This is a genomic window from Neisseria perflava (assembly GCF_024170405.1).
Taxonomy (GTDB): domain Bacteria; phylum Pseudomonadota; class Gammaproteobacteria; order Burkholderiales; family Neisseriaceae; genus Neisseria; species Neisseria perflava_B.
The window spans coordinates 1-22371 of sequence record NZ_JALJYC010000032.1 but is presented as its reverse complement, the minus strand read 5'-3'; the positions used below and the strand labels follow the sequence as shown (position 1 = coordinate 22371).

Genomic DNA, 22371 nt, shown 5'->3' with positions numbered 1-22371 from the left:
CGGGTAAGGGATTACCTGAAGTCAGACGGCCTGCAATGTGCATAATTAACCGTGTTTGATGTTACTGACCGACGGGTTGGCAACACAGTTGCTACTCTGTTTCAACCCCTTTTCAGACGGCATTAAATAAACATAAGGCCGTCTGAAAAAACAATAACCCTAAAGGAATCCACACATTATGACTTGGCAACCTTCACGCCGCCATTTCCTCCGCGCCTCCGCCGCCGCTGCGGGCGCGGGTTTGCTGACCGCCTGCGGCAGCAGCACCAATCAAAAGCCGACCAGCCGTTCTACCGCTACGGCAAAAGCCCGTCCCGTGCAGCCGAGCCGCACAGCGTCAGCCGCTACCGCCCGCAGCGGTGACAACATCCTGCGCGTGGTTGCCCCGTCCGGCTTTGCCGAATCTTACGAACGCGCCAACCTCGGCATGACCCGCCTGTACAACGCCGGTTTCACCGTGACCAACCAGCAGGCCGCTTCGCGCCGCTACCAGCGTTTTGCCGGCAGCGATGCCGAGCGTATCGCCGATTTCCAAGACGTCGCCAGCGGCCGCGTACAAACGCCGAAAGTATTGATGGGCTTGCGCGGCGGCTACGGCGCGGCGCGTCTGTTGCCGAGCATTGATTTTGCCTCGTTGGGCGCACGCATGCGCGAACGCGGCACTTTGTTTTTCGGATTTAGCGACGTCTGCGCCATCCAGTTGGGCTTGCTGGCCAAAGGCAACATGATGAGCTTCGCCGGCCCGATGGTCTATAGCGAATTCGGCAAACCCGACATGAGCACGTTTACCATGGACGCTTTTATCCGAGGTACCACCAACGCGCGCAACACCATTGATGTATTCAGCATCCAGCGCGGCGATGTCAACGCCGAAGGCACGCTGTGGGGCGGCAATCTGAGCGTCTTGGCTTCGCTGGCCGGTTCGCCGTATATGCCCGATATCCAAGGCGGCATTCTGTTTTTGGAAGACGTGGGCGAGCAGCCCTACCGTATCGAACGCATGCTCAACACGCTCTATCTGGCGGGCGTGTTGCAAAAACAAAAAGCGATTATTTTCGGCGATTTCCGCATGGGCACCATCCGCGACACCTACGATTCCAGCTATGATTTGTCGGCGGTCATCAACCAAATCAACCGCGTGACCCGCGTACCGGTATTGACCGGTTTCCCGTTCGGACACATCACCAACAAAGCCACGTTCCCACTGGGCGCGCAGGCGCAAGTACGCAGCACAGGCAACGGCGGTTATTCCGTGACCTTCAGCGGCTACCCGACACTGAACGCCGCCAGCCTGAACCTCGACAGCCTGCTGCCGCCGCCGGTACCGGTGTTCGACGGTTCGTCTGCTTATCCGACTTCGGGCACGATTATTGAGGAAATTATCGAGTAAATCTTGAGCGTTAAAAAACAAAAGGCCGTCTGAAAACATACTGTTATGTTTTCAGACGGCCTTTTTAACACTCAATGTGCACTGCTTAACTTCATTACTACCACACCCGAGGTAATCAGGAAAATGCCCAACCAGCGCCCCAGTGAGGAAGCGTCGCCAAAAAATACCACGCCGACCAAAAATGCGCCGATGGCGCCGATACCTGTCCACACGCCGTAAGCCGTACCCATCGGGATGGTGCGTTGCGCCAGAAACAGCAAATAACCGCTGGCCAGCATAAAGGCCGCCGCCAGCGCTACACCCTGCCAACGCCAGCCGTCCTGCTGCACCAGTTTCAAACCCAAAGGCCAGCCTACTTCCAGCAAACCGGCGCTAATCAGATAAATCCAACCCATAACTTTTCCTTTCCTACAATATTTAAATTTTGTCGGTATCTTCCATCAGACTTCCGTTCCGGCACTGCTCATTGCCTCATTCAGCAAATCTGCCAAACGCCGAAGTTCTGTAATCAGCTGCTGCGCTTCCCGAACACCGAACCGCGCAAAGGCGGCGTTTTCCAACGCCCTCATTTTTTCCGCAAAAGGCTGCGCATAGGCCTGCCCGCTGTCAGTGAGAAAAACACTTTTTTCGCGTTTGTCAGGATTGTCTTGGGCAAAATCCACATAGCCCTGCTCCTTCAACTGGCGGCAGATGGAAAACACCGTCTGCTTGGGCAAATGCCAGCTTTCGCCAATCTGCTTTTGCGTGCGGCGGCCTTCCGTCGCTAATACATACAAAACCGCCAGCGTGTTGTAATTCAGCCCCTGCTGCTTGGCCCACTGCTCGTATAGCGTGAGAATTTGCGCCATCAGTCGGCCGATTTCATCCATTTGGTGCATGGGTTTACCTTTTCTTGAATTAGTCTGAAAAATGACTAGTTGCGTATTATAGTCATTTTTCAGACTAATTCAAGAAAAATCTCAAAATAAAAAAAGGCCGTCTGAAAACACAGTCGTTTTCAGACGGCCTTTGCCGTTATTTCACATCAGCTTACAGCGTACGCGCTACTTCCACAATGTCGAAGCATTCGAGCTGATCGCCTTCCATGATTTCATTAAAGTTTTTAATCATCAGGCCGCACTCGAAGCCCATTTTGACTTCTTTTACGTCGTCTTTATAGCGTTTCAAAGAAGCCAATTCGCCGGTATGAATGACCACGTTGTTGCGGATCAGGCGGATATGCGAATCGCGTTTGACCACGCCGTCGGTGACCATACAGCCGGCGATGTTGCCGACTTTGGACACACTGATGACTTGGCGGATTTCCACGGTACCGGTAATCTGCTCTTTCTCTTCCGGCTTCAGCATGCCGCTCATGGCCGCTTTCACATCGTCGATGGCATCGTAAATGATGTTGTAGTAGCGGATTTCCACGTTTTCAGATTCCGACAGTTTACGCGCCTGCGCATCCGCACGCACGTTAAAGCCGATAATCACCGCGCCGGAAGCAATCGCCAGGTTGACGTCGCTCTCGGTAATACCGCCCACACCGCTGTGCAAAACGCTGACTTTGACTTCGTCGGTGGACAGTTTTTTCAGGCTGCCCGCCAAGGCTTCGTAAGAACCCTGCACGTCGGCTTTGATGATGACCGGCAGGCTTTGCGCCTGACCTTCGCCCATGTTGTTGAACATGTTTTCCAGTTTCGCCGCCTGCTGTTTGGCCAAACGCACGTCGCGGTATTTGCCTTGGCGGAACAAGGCGATTTCGCGCGCTTTTTTCTCGTCGGCCAACACCATCGCGTCTTCACCGGCATTGGGCACGTCAGACAAGCCCAGGATTTCTACCGGAATAGACGGGCCGGCTTCGTCAACCGCTTTGCCGTTTTCATCTACCATTGCGCGGACTTTACCGAAAGCAGTACCGGCCAGCAGCATATCGCCTTTGCGCAACGTACCGCTTTGTACCAGCAGCGTTGCCACCGCACCACGGCCTTTATCCAAGCGGGCTTCGACCACGATACCTTTGGCAGGTGCGTCCACCGGTGCTTTCAGTTCCAACACTTCCGCTTCCAGCAACACGGCTTCCAGCAATTTGTCGATGTTAATGCCTTGTTTGGCAGACACATCAATAAATTGGGTGGTACCGCCCCAGTCATCCGGAATTACCTCATACGCGGTCAATTCTTGGCGGATACGTTCGGGGTTGGCGGCCTCTTTATCGATTTTGTTGACGGCCACCACAATCGGCACGCCTGCCGCTTTTGCGTGGGCAATCGCCTCGATGGTTTGCGGCATGACACCGTCGTCAGCAGCCACCACCAAAATCACGATGTCGGTAGCTTTCGCACCGCGCGCACGCATGGCGGTAAACGCTTCGTGACCTGGGGTATCCAAGAAGGTAATCACACCGCGCGGGGTTTCCACGTGGTAAGCACCGATGTGCTGGGTAATACCGCCCGCTTCGCCTTGCACCACACGGGCGCGGCGGATGTAGTCAAGCAGCGAGGTTTTACCGTGGTCAACGTGACCCATCACGGTTACCACCGGCGGACGCGGCAGCAGCTCGGCTTCCACATGTTCCGCATCATCCAAGAAGGCTTCCGGATCGTCGGCGGCAGCCGGTTTACCGATGTGGCCGAGTTCTTCCACCACAATCAGGGCGGTGTCTTGGTCGATGGATTGGTTGATGGTCACCATCATGCCCATTTTCATCAGGGCTTTCACCACTTCTACGCCCTTGACTGCCATTTTGTGCGCCAAATCGGCCACAGTAATGGTTTCAGGCACCAGCACTTCATGCACCACCGGCTCGGTCGGCGCATGGAAAGCGTGTTGGTTCGGCTCGAGTTTGAGTTTCTTGCCTTTTTTACCGCCGCGTACGCGCTCGTCGTTACCGCCTTGGTTGCGGCCTTTCGCACCTTTGCCGCGCGGACGGCTGTCCTCGTCGCGGTTGTGGCGTTCGTCTTTTTTGTTGCGAGCCGGTGCGTTGCCGCTGTTGTCGGCAGGTGCGGCTTTGGCCGTGGCGGCTGCGGCCGGTTTTTCCGCTTTCGGGGCGGAAGGTTTGGCGGTGCGCAGTTCGGCTGCTTTGGCTTCTTTAGCCGTTTTCGCTTCCTGTTGCGCCTGCAGTTTGGCGGCCTCGCGACGCGCCTGACGCTCTTGTTTTTCTTTCAACAAGGCTTCTTGGTGCGCACGCAGGGCGGCTGCTCGGCGCTCTTCTTCCGCGCGGCGTTCCGCTTCTTCGGCATTCACCACCGGTTGCGGTACGGCAGGAGCGGCGGGCGCTGCTTTTTTCGCGTCTTTGCCTTTGCCGGATTTGTCCGCTTTCGGTTTGTCGGATTTCGGCTTGTCTGCTTTGGCTTTTTCTTCACCTTTGTGTTCGGCCGGTTTTTCAGACGGCTTGCTCTCGGCTTTAGCTTCTGCTTTCGGCGATTCGGCTTTGGCAGCTTGCGCGGCTTTCAGCTTGGCGGCTTCAGCCTCGGCTTGCGCTTTAGCCTGCGCTTTTTCTGCCGCAGCCTGTTCCGCCGCCGCTTGCTCTGCCGCCTCTTTTTCAGCCAACTGAGCCTGTTCCGCCTGCGCTTTGGCCGCAGCTTCTTCAGCTTCGGCGGCTTTTTGCGCCTCGGCTTTCGCTTTGGCCTCGGCTGCTAATTCGGCAGCCGACGGAATGGTAACCGAACGGCTTTTACGGCGTTCTACTTTCACTCCGCCCACAGTATCCACTTCGGTTTTGGTACGGCGAATGCTAATGGGGGCGCTCTCAATACCGTTTTTCTTTTGCAGATAGGCATTCAGCAGTTTTTTATCTTCCAGCGTCAGGCTGTCGCTGCCGCTGCTTTTTTCAACACCCGCGCTTTTGAGCTGCTGGAGCAGGTCTTCAACGGGGCGTTTCAGATCGGCGGCAAATTGTTCTACGGTTGTGTTACTCATCGATTACCCCCTTTAGTTGTTTTCTTCGGTGAACCAGTGTGCGCGGGCAGCCAGAATCACTTCTTTAGCTTCTTCCTCGGTCACGCCGGTAATTTCAATCAGCTCGTCCACAGACAGCTCGGCCAAATCATCGCGGTTGGTAATACCGGCCTGCGCCAGGTCGCGCAGCATATCGGCATCCACGCCTTCGAGATTGCGCATATCCTCGGACACATCTTCCAATTTTTCTTCAGAAGCAATCGCCAGCGTCAGAATCGCATCGCGGGCGCGGTTGCGCAGCGCTTCAACGATTTCTTCGTCAAAGCCTTCGATTTCCAACAGCTCGCTGGCAGGCACATACGCCACTTCTTCCAACGTCGCAAAGCCTTCCTGCACCAAAATATCGGCGGTTTCGTCGTCGATATTGAGGTTTTCGGTAAACAGCTGGCGGATGGCGGCGTCTTCGGCGGCATTGCGCTCGTCGGCTTCGGCCACGGTCATGATGTTCAACTGCCAACCGGTCAAGTCGGAAGCCAAGCGCACGTTTTGACCGCCGCGACCAATGGCCAGCGCCAGTTGGTCTTCTGCCACAATCACGTCAACGGCGTGTTTGTCTTCGTCAATCAAAATGCGCGATACTTCGGCCGGAGACAAGGCGTTAATCACAAACTGCGCGGTTTCCGGCGACCACAACACCACGTCGATACGCTCGCCCGCTAATTCGTTGCTGACGGCGTTGACACGCGAACCGCGCACGCCGATACAAGTACCCTGCGGGTCGATACGTTGGTCATTGGCTTTAACGGCGACTTTGGCACGTTGGCCCGGATCGCGCGCCACTTCGCGGATTTCCAACAGGCCGTCTGCAATTTCCGGCACTTCCTGCTCGTACAGTTTCGCCAAAAAATCACCGGAAGTACGGCTCAGAATCACTTGTTTGCGGCCGGTGTTACCGATTTCGTCCACACGCAGGAACAGCGCGCGCACGCGGTCGCCGCTGCGGAAATTTTCACGCGGAATCATTTGATCGCGCAGCAAGAGGGCGTCTAAGCGGCCGATTTCGATAATCGTGCCGTGGCGTTCCACACGCTTGACCGTACCCATAATGATGTCTTCGCGGTTGGCCAAAAATTCGTTCAAAATCTGCTCGCGCTCGGCATCGCGGATACGCTGCAAAATGATTTGCTTGGCGGTTTGCGCGGCTTGACGGCCGAAACCTTCGTTTTCCAACTGCTCTTCGTAATACTCGCCGATTTGGATGGTGGTACCCGGGATTTCCTCTTGGATTTCCTCGATGGTTTTTTCCACGTCGGGATAGGTGTAATCTTCATCAGCCACAATCAACCAGCGGCGGAAGGTGCGGTATTCGCCGGTATCGCGGTCGATTTCCACGCGCACATCCATGTGCTCGCGGTCGGCTTTTTTCTTGGCGGCAGTAGAAAGGGCAAATTCCAACGCCTCAAACACCACTTCCGCTTCAACGTTTTTTTCGCTGGCCAGCGCTTCGGCCAGTTGCAACATTTCACGACTCATTTTAAGAATCTCCGTATTTGGTTTTATCACATTTAAAATTTATATTCGGGGCGCAGACGGGCTTTGTCGATGTTACTCAACTCGATGTCAACGGTTTTGCCGTCAAACGATACGCTTACCACATCGTTTTCGCATTTTTCGATGCGGCCGATAAAGTTTTTCTGACCCTCAATCGGCAGGCGGGTTTTGATTTTGGCATTCTGACCGGCAAAGCGCACGAAATCGGCGGCTTTTTTCAGCGGACGATCAAGACCGGGGCTGGAAATTTCCAAGCGTTTGTAATCGATGTCTTCCACCATAAACACGCGGCTGAGGTGGTTGCTGACGGTTGCGCAGTCTTCTACGGTAATGCCGCCCTCTTTGTCGATAAACACACGCAAATCGCCTTGCGCGGTCAATTCAAAATCCACCAGCTCGTAACCCAAGCCCGGTAGGGTTTTATCCAGAATCGTTTGAATATCCATGCTGCTCCACAAGTACAAAAACAAAAAAATGGCCCTGTGGCCATTTTTCGTAAAATTAGAAAAATTGCTGCATTATACCTACTTTACCGCAAAAAGAAAAGCATTGATTTGACGGCTGTTTTTCAGGCCGTCTGAAAAGTTCAGACGGCCTTTCCGACTTTGAGACAATACACCCTTATTGTTGACAATAAATCTTTTCTTTTCTATCAAATAGCACCCAGAAATATTATTTAATCTTTAAAAATCAATATATTAAAAATAATGGATTTTTCAGACGGCCTACCGTTTCTTTGCAAGGCTTGCGTAAAGAGCGCCTACCCCCTACAATCAAGCGCATATTTGAATTTACTCTCTAATCTAGAATATAAGGAAGACGGAACATGTCCACCCCGACCATCTACAATTTCTCCGCCGGCCCCGCCGTATTGCCGGAAGCCGTATTGCGCCGCGCACAGCAGGAAATGCTGGATTACAACGGCACCGGTTTTCCCGTGATGGCAATGAGCCACCGTTCCGACATGTTTATGAGCATTCTGCACCACGCCGAGCAGGATTTGCGCCAGTTGCTGAATATTCCGAATAATTACAAAATTTTGTTTCTGCAAGGCGGCGCTACCCAGCAATTCAATATGGTGGCCATGAATCTGGCGCACGGCTTCAAACGTGCCGACGCCGTTGTCACCGGCAACTGGAGCCGTTTGGCCTACGAGCAAATGCCGCTCTTGACCGACGCCCATATCCATCTGGCGGCGCACGGCGGCGAGCAATTCGATTACAACGACCTGCCCGCCGTAGAAAGCTGGGACACGGATAAAGATTCCGCTTTTGTCCATTTTGTCAGCAACGAAACCGTACACGGTCTGCAATATCAAAATCTGCCGCAGCGTTCAGACGGCCTGCCGCTGTTGGTTTGCGATATGTCGAGCGATATTCTGTCGCGCGAAATCAATGTGGCCGACTTTGGCCTGATTTACGCCGGTGCGCAAAAAAACATCGGCCCGGCGGGTGTGACCGTCATCATCATCCGCGAAGATTTGCTGGAACGCTGCCCGAAAAACATTCCGAGCGTATTCAATTATCGGACGCATGTCGAGCGTGACGGCATGTACAACACCCCCGCCACCTATCCGATTTATATGTCCGGCCTGGTGTTCCGCTGGCTGCAAACCTACGGCGGTGTGAAAAAAATCGAAGCGGTCAACACCATCAAAGCGCGTAAGCTGTATGCCGCGATTGACGGCAGCGGCGGCTTTTACCTCAATCCGATTGTGCCGGATGCCCGCTCCAAAATGAACGTCATCTTCAAAACCGCCAACGCGGATTTGGACAAGAAATTCGTCTTGGAAGCCGAACTGCGCGGCTTGAAGCTGCTCAAAGGCTACAAAGCGCTGGGCGGCATGCGCGCCAGCATTTACAACGCCATGCCGCTGGAAGGCGTGGAAGCGCTGGTGGAATTTATGCAGGATTTCCAACACCGCTACGGTTAAATCTTCCTTATCACTGAGGCCGTCTGAAAATGGGCTTGCGGATTGCCGCCAAGCTTGAAAACGCTTTTTCAGACGGCCTGCTTATACCTGAAACTTCCCGATACCGTTTCGCCAAAGATAGCCCTAATTAGCGCAATCCGATATTTTGTGCTATAAAAAGCCGTTTTCCGCACATCACATCAAAGGTTGACCATTATGGACGCACTGACGCTCCTTACTACCCGCCGTTCCTCCAAAAACCTCACCGCACCCGCTCCCAATACCGAACAATTGGAAATCATGCTGCAAGCGGCAACGCAAGTGCCTGACCACGGCAATATGCATCCTTTCCGCTTTACCGTGATTCAAAGCGAAGCCGGGATGCAGCGTTTCCGCGATTTGCTGCGCCAAACCGTGATTGACTGCAATTTCGGCAACGATTCGCTGCAAAAAGCAGAAAAAATCGGCAAAATGGCGCCGCTGGTCATCAGCGTGACCTTCCGCCCCAACTGCGATGTACCGAAACCGAAACCGGAATGGGAGCAGCAGCTCAGCGCCGGTTGCGCCGCGTATGCCTTACAACTGGCAGCCAATGCACAAGGTTTCGACAATGTTTGGATTACCGGCTTGTGGACCAATAGCCCGCTCTTGCGTGAGGCTTTCGGTTGCGGCGACAAAGACAAAATCATCGGCCTGATTATGGTGGGCACGCCGACCGAAGAAGGCTGCGGCGCAAAAAATACCGATTTGGCTCAGTTTGTAACTTATTGGTAACATCGGCAGCAGATGATAGAACAAATGCAAAAGCAATCAGGTGGCTGATTGCTTTTGCACATTTCTGTAAGGCATAAAAAAGGCCGTCTGAAAAACAATTTGTTTTTTCAGACGGCCTTTTTTATTTTATACACCGCTTATTAAGCCGGATTCATAAACTCAATAATTTCTCCCAAAGAAATTTCCGGTGTCGCGCCGTGACGTGAGGCCACCAATGCGCCCAAAGCGCAAGCGAAGGTAATCGCTTCCTGCGGATCGGCATTGTTCAGTAGCTTGTAAGTCAGACCGCCCAAGAAGCTGTCGCCAGAGCCGACGGTATCAGCCACTTTGACGCGGAAACCGCTGTGGCGGTAGAGCTGGCCGTCTTTATACAAAGCCGCGCCGTGGCTGCCCAAGGTCACGCACAATACTTTTACGCCGGTCAGATTCGCCAAGAAAGAGATATTCTGCTCAACAGAATGATAAGGCGAGCCGTAGATTTCGGACAATTCGTACAACTCGTCATCATTGAGCTTGACCATATCGACTTTTTTCATGGTTTCCAGCAAGCGATAGGTATCGTAGTGCGGTTTGCGCAGATTGACGTCGAAAATCTTAAACTTGGCTTTTTCAATCAGCTTATCCAAGGTTGCGCGGGAAATTTCGTCACGCGCAGCCAGGCTGCCAAAGATAAACGCATCGGATTCGGCCACGCGTTGCAACGCAGCCTCTTCCACGCGGATACGGTCCCAAGCGCAAGGGTAAACAATTTCGTATGACGCGCTGCCGCTTTTGTCCAAAGTGACTTTCACCAAACTGGTCGGGCATTCGTCGCAGATTTGCAGCAAATCGGTATTAACGTTTTTGCTTTCAATCTGGCGCAACAGCTCTTTACCGTCTTCATCATTGCCATAGCGGCTGATGATGCTGACGTCGGCCCCTAAAGACTGCATACGGACAATCACGTTCAACGGCGCACCGCCCAACACTTTGCCGCTCGGGAAATCATCCCACAGCACCTCACCGAAACTGGTTACTTTCATTATCAATCTTCCTTAATTAACGACTTGGACAACTCTTCCAACGGAACGCCCTTGGTTTCAGGCATCATAAACATCACAAAAAACAGTTGCAATACCATCATGCTGGTAAAGCAGACAAACACCCAGCCCGCGCCGATGCTGGAGAACAAAAACGGAATCATGGCCGGAATCGCAGCCGCCAAAACCCAGTGGGTCGAGCTGCCCAACGACTGACCTTGCGCACGCAGGTTGCTGGGGAAAATCTCAGAGATAAACACCCAAATTACCGTACCCTGGCCGATGGCGTGTGCGGCGATAAACAGGAAGAAGAACAGCGGTACGGCCATACCCTTCCATTGCAGGAAAAATGCCAGCGACACCAAACCCAACGAGATAATATAACCGAACGAACCGATATACATCAACTGGCGGCGGCCGAGTTTGTCAATCAGCGACAGGCCGACAAAGGTGAAAATCAGGTTCACAATACCGATACCCACGCTGCTGAGCATGGCGGCGCTTTGCTCCAGACCGGCGATTTCAAAAATACGCGGCGCGTAATACAAAAACGCATTGATGCCGGACATCTGGTTAAAAAACGCAATCAAAAAGGCCAAAATGACCGGACGGCGGTATTTTTTCTGCCATAGGCTTTCTTTTTTGCCTGCGTCGGCTTGAGCCGAAGCCACCAGATCGCGCACATCGGCATCGGGATTAATCTGTTTCAAAACCGCAGCGGCTTCATCCACGCGGCCTTTCATCGCCAACCAGCGCGGCGACATCGGAATACCCAATACCATCAAGGTATAAAGCGCAGCAGGCACCACTTGGATACCCAGCATCCAACGCCAGGTATTTTCGCCCAAATCCAAATTGGCAAAAATAAAGTTGGACAAATAGGCCATCAAAATACCGAAGACGATATTGAATTGGTACATCGCCACCAAGCGGCCGCGTTTTTCCGCCGGCGCAATTTCAGCCACATAAGCCGGCGCCGCGATGGTTGACGCGCCCACGCCCAAACCGCCGATAAAGCGGAAAAAGGCGAATACATACGGGTCTGACACCAAAGCCGAACCCAGCGCCCCGGCCACATACAAAATGCCGATAGCAATCAGCGTTTTCTTACGGCCGAATTTGTCGGTCGGAATCCCGCCAAACAGCGCACCGATGACCGTACCCCACAAGGCGGACGACATCACCACCATGCCGTGAAACAGCGGCGTGCTGTCCCACAAACGTTGCAAGGCTTGGTCTGCGCCCGAAATCACCACCGTATCGAAGCCAAACAAAAAGCCGGCCAGCGCCACGGTAATAGACCAATAAAGAAGTTTGGATTGTTTCATAAAAAACGCCCTCATTCACTATCAAAAAGTTACGGATAAAAACCGGTTACAACATTTGATGCAGCCGCGTTTCAGACGGCTTCGGGTAAAACTTCTTATTCTTGGTGGTTTGGCGCAGCAATACATAGGCAATGCCGGTGATTTTGTTATTTTATAAATAATTTAATCTGAAATATTCCAGATTTGTAATAATATTTACACATTAAGCGTGGCAGGTATTATGTTTTAAATCCCCTTTGCTGACAAGCAGACAAAATAAGTGTTTGAACATAAATTTGATTCACCGCAAGATTATGTTTAAATTTACGGCGCAAATTCGCTTTTTTGTTCATCCGCACAGGTAACCCGCTTTCAAAGCGAGCATATATTGTATGAAACTTAAATACAATCATATCCGCCCGACGCATAAAAAATGCAAATGAAAGGCCGTCTGAAAATTTATTTTTCAGACGGCCTTTCATTTATTTTATTTTCATTTGCACACTGCAACGCTTAATGGCGCGTTTGCGGTTTCAACAAAAATACCGCTGCCGCCGCAATCAGAATCACCGCCGCCGTAGCACCGTACAAATCATTTTTCGTCCAACCCATATCCAGCAGGCTGCCCGCCGCAATCGGCGACAAAATCGAACCCAAGCGGCCGATACCGATGGTCATGCCCACGCCGGTACTGCGGAAATCCGCCTCATACAGGCTGGGATTGATGGTGTACAAACCGGCCACACAGCCGTTCATCAACGCGCCCAGCAACACAGCAAACACCAGCGCCAAAGCCAAGGTATGCGCCGACAAAAAGGCAAACACCGCCGCTGCCGACAAACCGGCAAACGCAATCAATACCGCACGCGGCGACCAGCGGCTGGCCAATACGCCGAACACCAGCGAACCGATCGCCCCGCCGATGGAAATCGCCATGCCCACCGTCTGGCTTTGCGTCTTCGCCATGCCCGCCGCTTCCAAGAGCGCCGGTGTCCACGAGCTAATGAAGTAATAACCCGCCATAACGGTAATAAACGCCAGCCAAATCAACAGCGTGGTTTTGCGGTATGCCGGTTCAAACAGGCGCAATACCGATACTTTGGCTTTCTTCGCCTGCGTATCCGCCTGCGGGAATGTCCACTCGCCCGTAATGCCGATTTTGGCGGCAATCTTGTCCAAACGCGCTTTGGCATCGGCCGGACGCTTGTTGAGCAGAAAATCTACCGACTCGGGCAACAGCGCGCACAATACCGCCATCGCCGCCAACGTCAAACCCGCGCCGACCAAAAACACCGAACGCCAGCCGTAGCTGCCCTGCAAAAATACCGCCGACATCCCGCCCAACATCGCGCCGATACCGAAGCCCGAGGCATACACCGCAATCGCCAGCCCGCGCCATTTCTTATTCGAATATTCGCTGACAATCACATTGGTACACGGCAAAATGCCGCCCACGCCCAAGCCCGTTACCACGCGCCACACAGCAATGCTTTCCACCGAATGCGAAAAATACGTCATCAGCATACCCACCGCCGACAGCGCGGTAGAAAAAATCAGCAGCGGGCGGCGGCCGAAACGGTCGGCCTGTGGTGCCAGCAACATCGAGCCGACCGTCATCCCCAGCAGACCCGCGCTCATCAGCGTACCGATATGCGCCCCATCCAAACCCAATTCCGTCTGGATACTTTTTGCGGTAAATGCCACCGCCAAAACATCAAAACCGTCCAGCATGTTCAGCAACACCGCCAAACCAACCACCATCCATTGATAACCACCCATCCGTCCGGCGGCAATTTTCTGGCGCAAATCCATAGATTCCCTTTAATTTTCATTAATCTAAAAAATTTTCAGACGGCCTAGCCGTCTGAACAATCCCATACCGAAATCACCCTACCTCGGCGCATACATGATAACGGCCACACCCAGCAGACAAATCAGCGCCCCGGCAAGGTCATAGCCGTCCGGCACCATACCGTCCACCAGCCAGCCCCACAGCACCGACAACGCCACAAACACCCCGCCGTAAGCGGCATACACCCGCCCGAAATTCGGCGTCGGCTGCAAAGTCGGAATAATGCCGTACACCACCAGCACAATCCCGCCCAACAAAAAATACAGCGGGCTTTTCCCCTCGCGCAGATACAGCCAAATCAGATAACCGCCGCCAATCTCAGCCAATCCGGCCAAAATAAAAAAGAAAACGGAAGCCCACATCGTCTTACTCCTACGGCGGCCATGCGCCGCCTTTCGCCATGAATATGAAAAACCATCGTCAATATACGGCATAAGGCGGCAACGGGAAACTGCACTATAACGTCAGCCCTCCCCGCCTGCAAACGCGAAATTTTTGTCTGCACCATGAATCTGATTCATCTCGTTTTGCAGACTTTAATTAACCCGAATTGACTTGAATACGACATATTTCCAACAAAACCGCTACATTTAGGCAATTAATTTGCAAATACAAACAGAAACCCATATCATTAGCACCCTCTAAAACCGACGCCCACACGCGCACCTGCCGTCTGAAAAAAAGGCAAAACTACCCCGTTTTACCTGTCGGCATACAGAATCTCATTTTGCCAACCGCGCCGTTCAGACGGCCTTTATCATTTGGACTCCAAACATGAAAAAATCCCTCTTTACCCCCAGCCTGATTGCGGCTGCCGTACTCGGTATCTACTCGCCTGCCTATGCTGCTGAAGAAGCGCAAGAGGCGGAATTGGAAACCGTTAACGTCGTCGGCAGCGCCGGTAAAATCGAAGGCATCAAATTCAAATCTGCCCAATCCAACGCCGTAATCAACGCCAAAGAAATCGCCGAAAAAGCGCCGATGAAATTGGACGAAGCCCTGCGCTACGAATCCGGCGTGCGCGTCGGCCAATATGGTTATGACACCAAACAAGAATGGATTAAAATCCGTGGCTTCGACGCTTCCATCGCGGTTGATGGCTCGCCGGTTCAGCAAAACGGCTTCTTTACCGTCATTCCCGACCCTTACGGCTTGGAAGCCATTGAGGTGGTAAAAGGCGCTGACTCGCTGACTTACGGTTCGGCCGAAACCGGCGGCTTGGTCAACTTGGTATCCAAACGCCCGACCGAAACCCCGCAGGGTGAAATCGGCGTACGCGCCGGTACGCAAGGCCGTATCGGTGTCTTCGGTGATTACAGCGGTAAGCTGACCAACGACAACAGTGTGCGCTACCGTGTTGTTGCCGACTACGAACGCCGCAAAGGTGACTACAACGGCAAAACCAACAATTACTACATCGCGCCCAGCCTGACTTGGGACATCAGCGACAAAACCAGCCTGACCCTGCTGACCAGTTTCTCCCGCCAGCAAGGTACGCCGACCAGCGTCCACTTGCCTGCCAGCGGTGTGATGTTCCCGACCTCCGTCGGTACAGTATCTCATGGTACGACTTATCAAGACGAAGCCGATTACGTTAAACGCAATACCATCTCTGCTGGTTACGAATTTACCCATGACTTCGGCAACGATCTGAAATTTACCCAAAACTACCGTTATTCCCACTTAGATTTGGATTGGTTGGGCACATTCGCTTACTCTAGCGATGGCGCACGTACCGCTTATCGTGGTTACAGCTACACCGACGGTACGGTTAACAGCCACACCATCGACAACCGCTTGAGCAAAACTTGGCACGGCAATGGCTGGAAAAACACCTTGTTGGGCGGTGTGGACTACCTGCACTCCAACACCGGTGGCCTGAACAATGGCTTCGGCTCAGTCAACAGCACCGACCTGTTTACCCCGTTTAACGGCAGCAGCAGCATTGTCAAATCTGGTACTCGCTACGAAGTGAAACAGAAACAGCTGGGTTTGTACCTGCGTGACCAATTTACCTACGGCGGTTTGGTTGTCAATGCCGGTATCCGTCATGACAAAGCAAAATCCGAATCCTACTCCGCCGGTACTTCAGACGGCTACGACATCAGCCATACCTCTTACCAAGGCAGCCTGATGTACAACTTCAAAAACGGCATTTCCCCGTATATCAGCTACACCGAATCGTTTAAACCGCTCTCCGGTACTGACGCTTACGGTAACGGCTACAAACCGTATGAAGGCCGCCAATATGAAGCCGGTGTGAAATACATGCCGAGCTGGTTGGATGGCAAACTGTCTGTCGCCTACTTCGATTTGGAAGAGAAAAACGCTTTGGTCAGCGACGCCAGCGCAGTAATGCGTCAAATCGGCAAACGCCGTGGCAAAGGTGTGGAATTGCAAGCCGACGCGCAGCTGACCGACAACTTGAGCGCCACGCTGTCCTACACCTACACCCACTCCAAACAGGACACCAGCTACAACACCTCTATCCGTACTCCGCTGATTCCGCGCCACCAAGCCGCAGCCCAAGTGAAATACGCCTTCGACCAAGGCGCGCTAAACGGTTTGACTTTGGGCACTGGCGTGCGCTATGTCGGCAGCACCAACGACGAGCAATACTGGCCGGGCTATAAAGTATCATCTTACACCTTGGTTGACGCCTTGGCGCAATACAAATTTGCCAAAAACTGGACTGCCCAGTTGAACGTTACCAACCTGACCGATAAAGAATACATCGGCGGTTGCAGCTACTACTGCTACTGGGGCGAACGCCGCAGCGTGGTGGGTTCTGTCAGCTATAAATTCTAATCAGCCGTTTCACGCTTGATTTAGATAAGAAATGCCGTCTGAAATTTTAAACATTTCAGACGGCATTTTTGTTGAGAATTATCATCATAAACGCGGGTTCGGGATAAGAAAATCTGAAAACAACTTTCCCATGCTTGAGTGACGTGAGTTCGGGATAAACAGATAGAATCTCTTTTTAAATTTTAGAAACGTGTTTTGGTTAGGCAGACAGAATCCATAAGGATTCGTCATTCCCGCGCAGGCGGGAATCCAGACGTTAGGGCTTCTGATGCCTTGAAAACATTGCAGAAATGCCAGGTTTCGCAGAAATGCCAGGTTTCTGGATTCCCGCCTGCGCGGGAATGACGAAAATCTAGCGATTTTCTGTCTGCCGGAGTATAGTATGATTCTGAAAATAATAAAAATATTTAAAACGCTTATCCCGAACTTACGTTTGAGTAATAAACGTAGGGCGGGGCTGCTACTCCGCCGCTCATTCGCAGAATGAGACAGGCGGCATTGAGCGCAGTTCTTTGCCATACCGCAGTCGCTACACAACAGGTCTCAAAACGAAATCAAAGATTCCTGCCCAAATGTAGGGCGGAGTAACAACCCTGCCCTACAACCATATTCCTCCAGCAATAAAAATGCCGTCTGAAATATTCAGACGGCATTTTGCTTTCAAATTCAAACCAGAATAAAGCGTTTACACCACTACTTCTTCTTTTTTCTTCGGCGCTTTGGCAATATTGTCGCGGCTCAAGCCGAACATCAGCAGCAGCGGACTGGCCACCAATACGGATGAATAAATACCAAATACGATACCGATGGTCAGCGCCATGGAGAAACCGTGCAGCGCAGTACCGCCAAACACCAGCATGGAAATCACCATCGCCTCGGTCGAGCCGTGGGTAATCATGGTACGGCTGATGGTAGAAGTAATCGCGTTGTCGATGACTTCCGGCACAGTATGGTTGCGCATGGCCGGTTTGCGGAAGTTTTCGCGGATACGGTCAAACACCACCACCGATTCATTCACCGAATAACCCAACACCGCCAGCACGCCCGCCAATACGGTCAGAGAAAATTCCCATTGGAAGAAGGCAAAGCAGCCGAGAATAATCACAATATCGTGCATATTGGCGATAATTGCGGACACGGCAAAGCGCCATTCAAAACGTACAGACAGGTAGATAATAATACCGATGACGACCATGCCCAAGGCCATCAGACCGTTGGTCACCAGCTCTTCGCCCACTTGCGGGCCGATAAATTCAACCTGACGCAGGGTCACATCGGGCGAATCTTTTTTCAGCAGGTTCATTACGTCGTTGGAGAGCTGTGCGGAGGTCATGCCTTCTTTATTCGGCAGACGAATCATGATGTGTTTACTGGTACCCATCGCCTGCACCTGCACATCGCCCAATTTGAGCGTGTCCAGCTTGTCGCGGGTTTGATTAACATCTACGCCTTGCGCATATTCCACTTCCATCACCGTACCGCCGGTAAATTCCACGGAATAGTTCAAACCTTTGGTCACCAGGAAAAACACGGCGGCGATAAACGTGACCAACGAAATAAACGTGGTCAGTTTACCGTAACTCATAAACGGAATGTCGTGTTTGATTTTAAATAGTTCCATGCTTTACTCCTTCGCGGCCGCTGCGGTATCGGTATCGGGTTTCCACACCGAACCAATGGAAATGTTTTTCAGATGGCGTTTGCGGCCGTACCACAGGTTAACCAGCGCACGGAACACCACTACCGACGAATACATCGAGGTCACGATACCGATACAGTGCACCACGGCAAAACCGCGCACCGGGCCGGAACCGAAAATCAGCAGCGCCAAACCGGCAATCAGCGAGGTCAGGTTGGAATCGACGATGGTCGCCCATGCGTGTTGGAAACCGAGGTTAATCGCCTGCTGCGGCGGTACATCGGCGCGCAATTCTTCTCGAATACGCTCGTTAATCAATACGTTGGAGTCAATCGCCATACCCAGCGTCAGCGCCAGCGCCGCAATACCCGGCAGGGTCAGGGTTGCCTGCAATGCAGACAAAATCGCCACCAAAAACAGGATATTGGTGCTCAACGCGATTACTGAAAAGAAACCCATCAGGCGGTAGTAAATCACCATGAAGATGGCAACCACGGCAAATCCCCACAAGGTAGAGTGGAAACCTTTGTCGATGTTTTCCTTACCCAAAGACGGGCCGATGGTGCGCTCTTCCACAATCTGCATCGGCGCGGCCAGCGAACCGGCACGCAGCAGCAGTGAAGTATCGTTGGCTTCGGCGCTGCTCATGCTGCCGGAAATCTGCACGCGGCCACCGGTAATCGACTGACGGATAACCGGCGCGGTCACCACTTCGGATTTACCCTGGTCGATTAACACCATCGCCATGCGTTTACCGACGTTTTGCGCGGTCAGCTCGCCAAAAATCGTACCGCCGGTACCGTCCAGATTAATGCTGACGGCCGGAGCGCCCATTTCGTCAAAGCTCGGTTGCGCGTCGTTGATGTTGTCGCCGGTCAGCTCGACTTGTTTGCTTACCAAAGTCGGCTGCGGGTTTTCGCCCGCGCTATACAGCAATTCGTAGCCGCTGGGCACATTGCCGCTCAAAGCCGCCTGCACTTTGGCCGGATCGTCTTCCACCATGCGCACTTCCAGCGTGGCGGTACGGCCGATGATGTCTTTGGCTTTGGCGGTATCCTGCACGCCCGGCAGTTGCACCACGATTCGGTCGGCGCCGGACTGCTGAATCACCGGCTCGGCCACGCCCAATTCGTTGACGCGGTTGTGCAGCGTGGTGATGTTTTGTTTCACCGAATCGGTACGCACTTTATTGATCACGTCTTGCGACAGGGTCAGGACAATATCGTTAGCGTTGGCGGTCAAAGTCGCTTCCGGCAGCAGTTTTTGCAAATCGGCCAGCGCTTTTTGCACATCGCCCGCGTCTTGGAACGGCACGGTCAGGCTGCTGTCGGTTTGGCGGATAGTACCGAAACGGATGTTTTGACGGCGCAGCTCGCGGCGGATATCACCGGCATAGCGCTCAAACGTCTTCTGCATGGCCGCTTTCATGTCCACCTGCATGGTGAAATGCACGCCGCCGCGCAAGTCGAGGCCGAGGAACATCGGGTTGGCGTTGATTTTCGCCATCCATTCGGGGCTGTCGGCCAGCAGATTGAGCGCGGTAATGTAGCCCTCGCCCAGCGTGCTTTCAATCACGTCGCGCGCTTTGAGCTGGGTTTCCGCGTCTTTAAAACGCACTTTCAGCGAATTATCGACGATAAACATGCCGTCGGTCGGAATTTTGGCGGCCTGCAACGCAGCCGACACTTTGGCCTGCGTTTGGTCGTTGATGACAATAGATTGTCGGTTGGTGGATACCTGCACCGCCGGAGTTTCGCCAAACAGGTTGGGCAGCGAGTAAATCACCGCCAACACAATGGTGAAGGCAATCAGCAGGTATTTCCATAAAGGGTAACGGTTCATGGGTCAAACCTTTGGCTTTGAACCCGCTGCACGGTTGTTTCAGACGGCCTGCGCCGGAGCCGGGCAAACGGGTTCGTATAAAAAAGACAAACAGCCACGCCCTTTTCAAGGGGTGGCTTTTGTAGCAAGATTAGGGACTACTCAACCTTGCTGGCAATCGCGTTGCGCTCTACTTCCACTTCCACGCCGCGGCCGATTTCCACGGTGAAAAACTGCTCGCCGACTTTGGTCACGCGGCCTTTGAAACCGGCAGCCAACACCACTTTATCGCCGACTTTCAATTCATTCAACATGGCTTGGTGCGCTTTGAATTTCTTTTGTTGCGGGCGCATAATCAGGAAGTAAAACACCACCATAATCAGGACTAAGGGGGCAAATTGGGCGATTACGTTTGAATCCATCGTTTTTCCGTTCTATTGAGTAAGATAAAAGGTTAAAAAAGCCACCGGGGTTGACGGTATCACGGCCAAGCCCCAAAATCGGTATATTCTAAAGGCCGTCTGAAAAAATTCCAAGCATTTCCGTATTTTTAACCGGATTTAGCAGTCAGCCGCCCGACTTTTTCAGACGGCCTCGCCAGGCCGTCTGAAAAACACCGAATCCACAACCATAAAACACCGCTTCCATGAATGCACTCATCCGCCGCCTGCGTACCCTGCTCCGCCGACTGATGGGCAAAAACGCCCGCACGGTTTGGATTTCCCATCCCATTTTCCTGCAACACCAACCGGGTGCCCGCCACCCCGACACGCCGCAACGTATCCATGTGATTGAGGAAGCGCTCAAGCAGCAAAACATCTGGCGGCGGCTGCAAACCGCTACTGCCGAAGAAGTCAGCGACCGCCAGCTGGCGCTGGTTCACCCGCGCAAATATCTTAATTTCCTCGAATGCCACCAGCCTGCCGAAGGCAAAATCTACCGTATCGACGACGATACCGTCATGAGCCATGATTCACTGTATGCCGCCCGCTTCGCCGCCGGCGCCGTGGTGCAGGCCGTGGATATGGTGATGGCGAAAAAAGCCTATCACGCCTTTTGCGCCATCCGCCCGCCCGGTCATCATGCCCACAGCGACCAAGCCGGCGGATTCTGCCTCATCAACAACACCGCCGTCGGCGCCATGCACGCCCTAGCCAAACACCGTTTGCAGCGCGTCGCCATCATTGATTTTGACGTGCACCACGCCGACGGCACCACCGAAATTTTCCAAGACGACCCGCGTATTTTGCTTTTGGATATGTTTGAAACCGATTTATTCCCGTTTCCCCAGCTCAAAAAAAGCGACAGCCGCAACCCCAACCTGCACCATACCCCGTTTGCGCCGAAAACCGACAGCCGCCGTTTCCGCGAAATCATCCGAAAACAATGGCTGCCGCTATTGGCCGCATTCAAGCCCGAGCTTGTCTTGATTTCCGCCGGATTCGACGCCCACCGCGACGATGAAACCGGCCGTCTGAAATTACACGAAGCCGATTATGCCTGGCTGACGCATAAAATCATTCAGACGGCCTCAAGCTGCGGCGGCAAAATCGTATCGGTATTGGAAGGCGGCTACACCCTAGAACCGCTGGGCAAATCCGCCGCCGCACACATCGGCGTATTGGTGGGACTGGGTAAAACGGCGGAAGCGGCGCGCTATGAGAAAAAGTTGAAGAAAAAAAATAAGCGGATTTAACAATATCTTGGAATATTACTTATTTGAGTAACGTTTTTTACTTTTACTGGATTGAATTTTATTAAAATTAATTTTTATTAATTTGGAGATTTTTATTATTTTATTGCTTTTATTTTTTTTACCTAAGGATTTGATAAATTGTTTGAATATAATTAAAGGTAAGTAATGTCTTTCTAAATTTGGCTTGCTTTCATTTAAGGAGATTTGACATGAGTAGCGCAGCAGAAACCTCCATATTTTATGATTCATACATGAATACTTATTATGCTTCTTTCGGTGAATATGACGTTTCTACCCACGCCATGCTGTACAGCGGTGATTCGTTATACGATGGCTCGGACTATATTTATCCCGATTTGATTCTGTCTGCCGACACAGTTGCCGCGACATCCAGCATCTTAAATATCGGTGTGAATAATGACGCTTCTATACACCTTGAAGTAACAGGCTCAACCGCCGTTCTTACCGTCACTTATGAAGCGGTAACAGGTTATGTACCTGTTGAGAAAACATTTTACAGCGAATTAATCGGTACTGAATATTATGTCGAATATGAAACTGTCACCGGTACGGTTACTCAGACATTGACTATTACAGAATTTTCATCTGAAAAGTTTGCTGAAATTATGGGGCTGTACTAGATAACTAGATTTATTCAAAATCATTTAGAATAAATCCCATGAAAAAAAGTCGACTGAGCCCTTATAAGCAAAACAAGCT

General features: G+C 52.4%; 18 protein-coding genes and 2 pseudogenes. 6 read left to right on the top strand and 14 right to left on the bottom strand.

Annotation, left to right across the window (positions count from 1 at the left end; all coding sequences use genetic code 11):
* Window positions 1-178: 178 nt before the first annotated feature.
* Window positions 179-1390 (top strand): LD-carboxypeptidase, encoded by a 1212-nt coding sequence (locus tag J2T37_RS10370; RefSeq protein ID WP_253355672.1) that lies wholly within the window; start codon window positions 179-181, stop codon window positions 1388-1390.
* Between the two features lie 71 nt (window positions 1391-1461).
* Here the strand turns inward: J2T37_RS10370 and J2T37_RS10365 are convergent, their stop codons facing one another.
* The 6 genes and pseudogenes from J2T37_RS10365 to rimP form a co-directional block, all read right to left on the bottom strand.
* Window positions 1462-1785, bottom strand: a complete 324-nt coding sequence (locus tag J2T37_RS10365; RefSeq protein ID WP_253355671.1) for a DMT family transporter — start codon at window positions 1783-1785, stop codon at window positions 1462-1464.
* A 45-nt stretch (window positions 1786-1830) separates the two neighbouring features.
* Complete coding sequence (locus J2T37_RS10360; RefSeq protein ID WP_253355670.1) at window positions 1831-2268, bottom strand: MarR family winged helix-turn-helix transcriptional regulator; 438 nt, start codon at window positions 2266-2268, stop codon at window positions 1831-1833.
* A gap of 151 nt (window positions 2269-2419) precedes the next feature.
* Window positions 2420-4906, bottom strand: a pseudogene (infB, locus tag J2T37_RS10355) (translation initiation factor IF-2); the annotation flags it as partial.
* Between the two features lie 87 nt (window positions 4907-4993).
* Window positions 4994-5293, bottom strand: a pseudogene (locus J2T37_RS11585) (translation initiation factor IF-2 N-terminal domain-containing protein); the annotation flags it as partial.
* 12 nt (window positions 5294-5305) lie between these two features.
* Window positions 5306-6805, bottom strand: coding sequence for a transcription termination factor NusA (nusA, locus tag J2T37_RS10350; RefSeq protein WP_253355667.1), 1500 nt, complete (start codon window positions 6803-6805; stop codon window positions 5306-5308).
* A 32-nt stretch (window positions 6806-6837) separates the two neighbouring features.
* Window positions 6838-7269, bottom strand: a complete 432-nt coding sequence (gene rimP / locus J2T37_RS10345; protein WP_253355666.1) for a ribosome maturation factor RimP — start codon at window positions 7267-7269, stop codon at window positions 6838-6840.
* 380 nt (window positions 7270-7649) lie between these two features.
* Here rimP and serC point away from each other — a divergent pair, with 380 nt between their 5' ends.
* Together serC and J2T37_RS10335 are read left to right on the top strand one after the other, a co-directional pair.
* A complete protein-coding gene (serC, locus tag J2T37_RS10340; protein ID WP_253355665.1) occupies window positions 7650-8756 on the top strand; it encodes a phosphoserine transaminase in 1107 nt (368 codons plus the stop codon).
* 195 nt (window positions 8757-8951) lie between these two features.
* Entirely contained in the window at window positions 8952-9509 is a 558-nt protein-coding gene (locus J2T37_RS10335; RefSeq protein WP_253355664.1) for a nitroreductase family protein, read from the top strand.
* Between the two features lie 140 nt (window positions 9510-9649).
* Here the strand turns inward: J2T37_RS10335 and J2T37_RS10330 are convergent, their stop codons facing one another.
* From J2T37_RS10330 to J2T37_RS10310, 5 genes are all read right to left on the bottom strand, one after another.
* Entirely contained in the window at window positions 9650-10531 is an 882-nt protein-coding gene (locus J2T37_RS10330; RefSeq protein WP_253355663.1) for a carbohydrate kinase family protein, read from the bottom strand.
* A gap of 2 nt (window positions 10532-10533) precedes the next feature.
* Window positions 10534-11856 (bottom strand): sugar porter family MFS transporter, encoded by a 1323-nt coding sequence (locus tag J2T37_RS10325; RefSeq protein WP_253355662.1) that lies wholly within the window; start codon window positions 11854-11856, stop codon window positions 10534-10536.
* Window positions 11857-12074: 218 nt separating this feature from the next.
* On the bottom strand, window positions 12075-12317 hold the full coding sequence (locus J2T37_RS10320) for a hypothetical protein (RefSeq protein ID WP_253355660.1): 243 nt from the start codon (window positions 12315-12317) through the stop codon (window positions 12075-12077).
* A gap of 31 nt (window positions 12318-12348) precedes the next feature.
* Entirely contained in the window at window positions 12349-13647 is a 1299-nt protein-coding gene (locus tag J2T37_RS10315; RefSeq protein ID WP_253355658.1) for an MFS transporter, read from the bottom strand.
* A gap of 78 nt (window positions 13648-13725) precedes the next feature.
* The gene (locus J2T37_RS10310; RefSeq protein WP_253355655.1) at window positions 13726-14049 is read right to left on the bottom strand and encodes a YnfA family protein; all 324 of its coding nucleotides are present in this window, start codon (window positions 14047-14049) and stop codon (window positions 13726-13728) included.
* A 412-nt stretch (window positions 14050-14461) separates the two neighbouring features.
* Here J2T37_RS10310 and J2T37_RS10305 point away from each other — a divergent pair, with 412 nt between their 5' ends.
* Window positions 14462-16495 (top strand): TonB-dependent siderophore receptor, encoded by a 2034-nt coding sequence (locus J2T37_RS10305; RefSeq protein WP_253355653.1) that lies wholly within the window; start codon window positions 14462-14464, stop codon window positions 16493-16495.
* Between the two features lie 685 nt (window positions 16496-17180).
* Here J2T37_RS10305 and secF read toward each other — a convergent pair.
* From secF to yajC, 3 genes are all read right to left on the bottom strand, one after another.
* Entirely contained in the window at window positions 17181-18116 is a 936-nt protein-coding gene (secF, locus tag J2T37_RS10300; RefSeq protein WP_253355650.1) for a protein translocase subunit SecF, read from the bottom strand.
* A gap of 3 nt (window positions 18117-18119) precedes the next feature.
* Window positions 18120-19976 carry a protein translocase subunit SecD gene (gene secD / locus J2T37_RS10295; protein WP_253355648.1) on the bottom strand — a complete coding sequence of 619 codons (1857 nt, stop codon included), beginning with the start codon at window positions 19974-19976 and terminating at the stop codon, window positions 18120-18122.
* Window positions 19977-20113: 137 nt separating this feature from the next.
* Entirely contained in the window at window positions 20114-20377 is a 264-nt protein-coding gene (gene yajC, locus J2T37_RS10290; RefSeq protein ID WP_253355647.1) for a preprotein translocase subunit YajC, read from the bottom strand.
* Window positions 20378-20601: 224 nt separating this feature from the next.
* Between yajC and J2T37_RS10285 the strand changes: the two genes are divergently transcribed.
* Window positions 20602-21651 carry a histone deacetylase family protein gene (locus J2T37_RS10285; protein WP_253355646.1) on the top strand — a complete coding sequence of 350 codons (1050 nt, stop codon included), beginning with the start codon at window positions 20602-20604 and terminating at the stop codon, window positions 21649-21651.
* A 209-nt stretch (window positions 21652-21860) separates the two neighbouring features.
* A complete protein-coding gene (locus J2T37_RS10280) occupies window positions 21861-22292 on the top strand; it encodes a hypothetical protein (protein ID WP_253355645.1) in 432 nt (143 codons plus the stop codon).
* Window positions 22293-22371 lie beyond the last annotated feature (79 nt).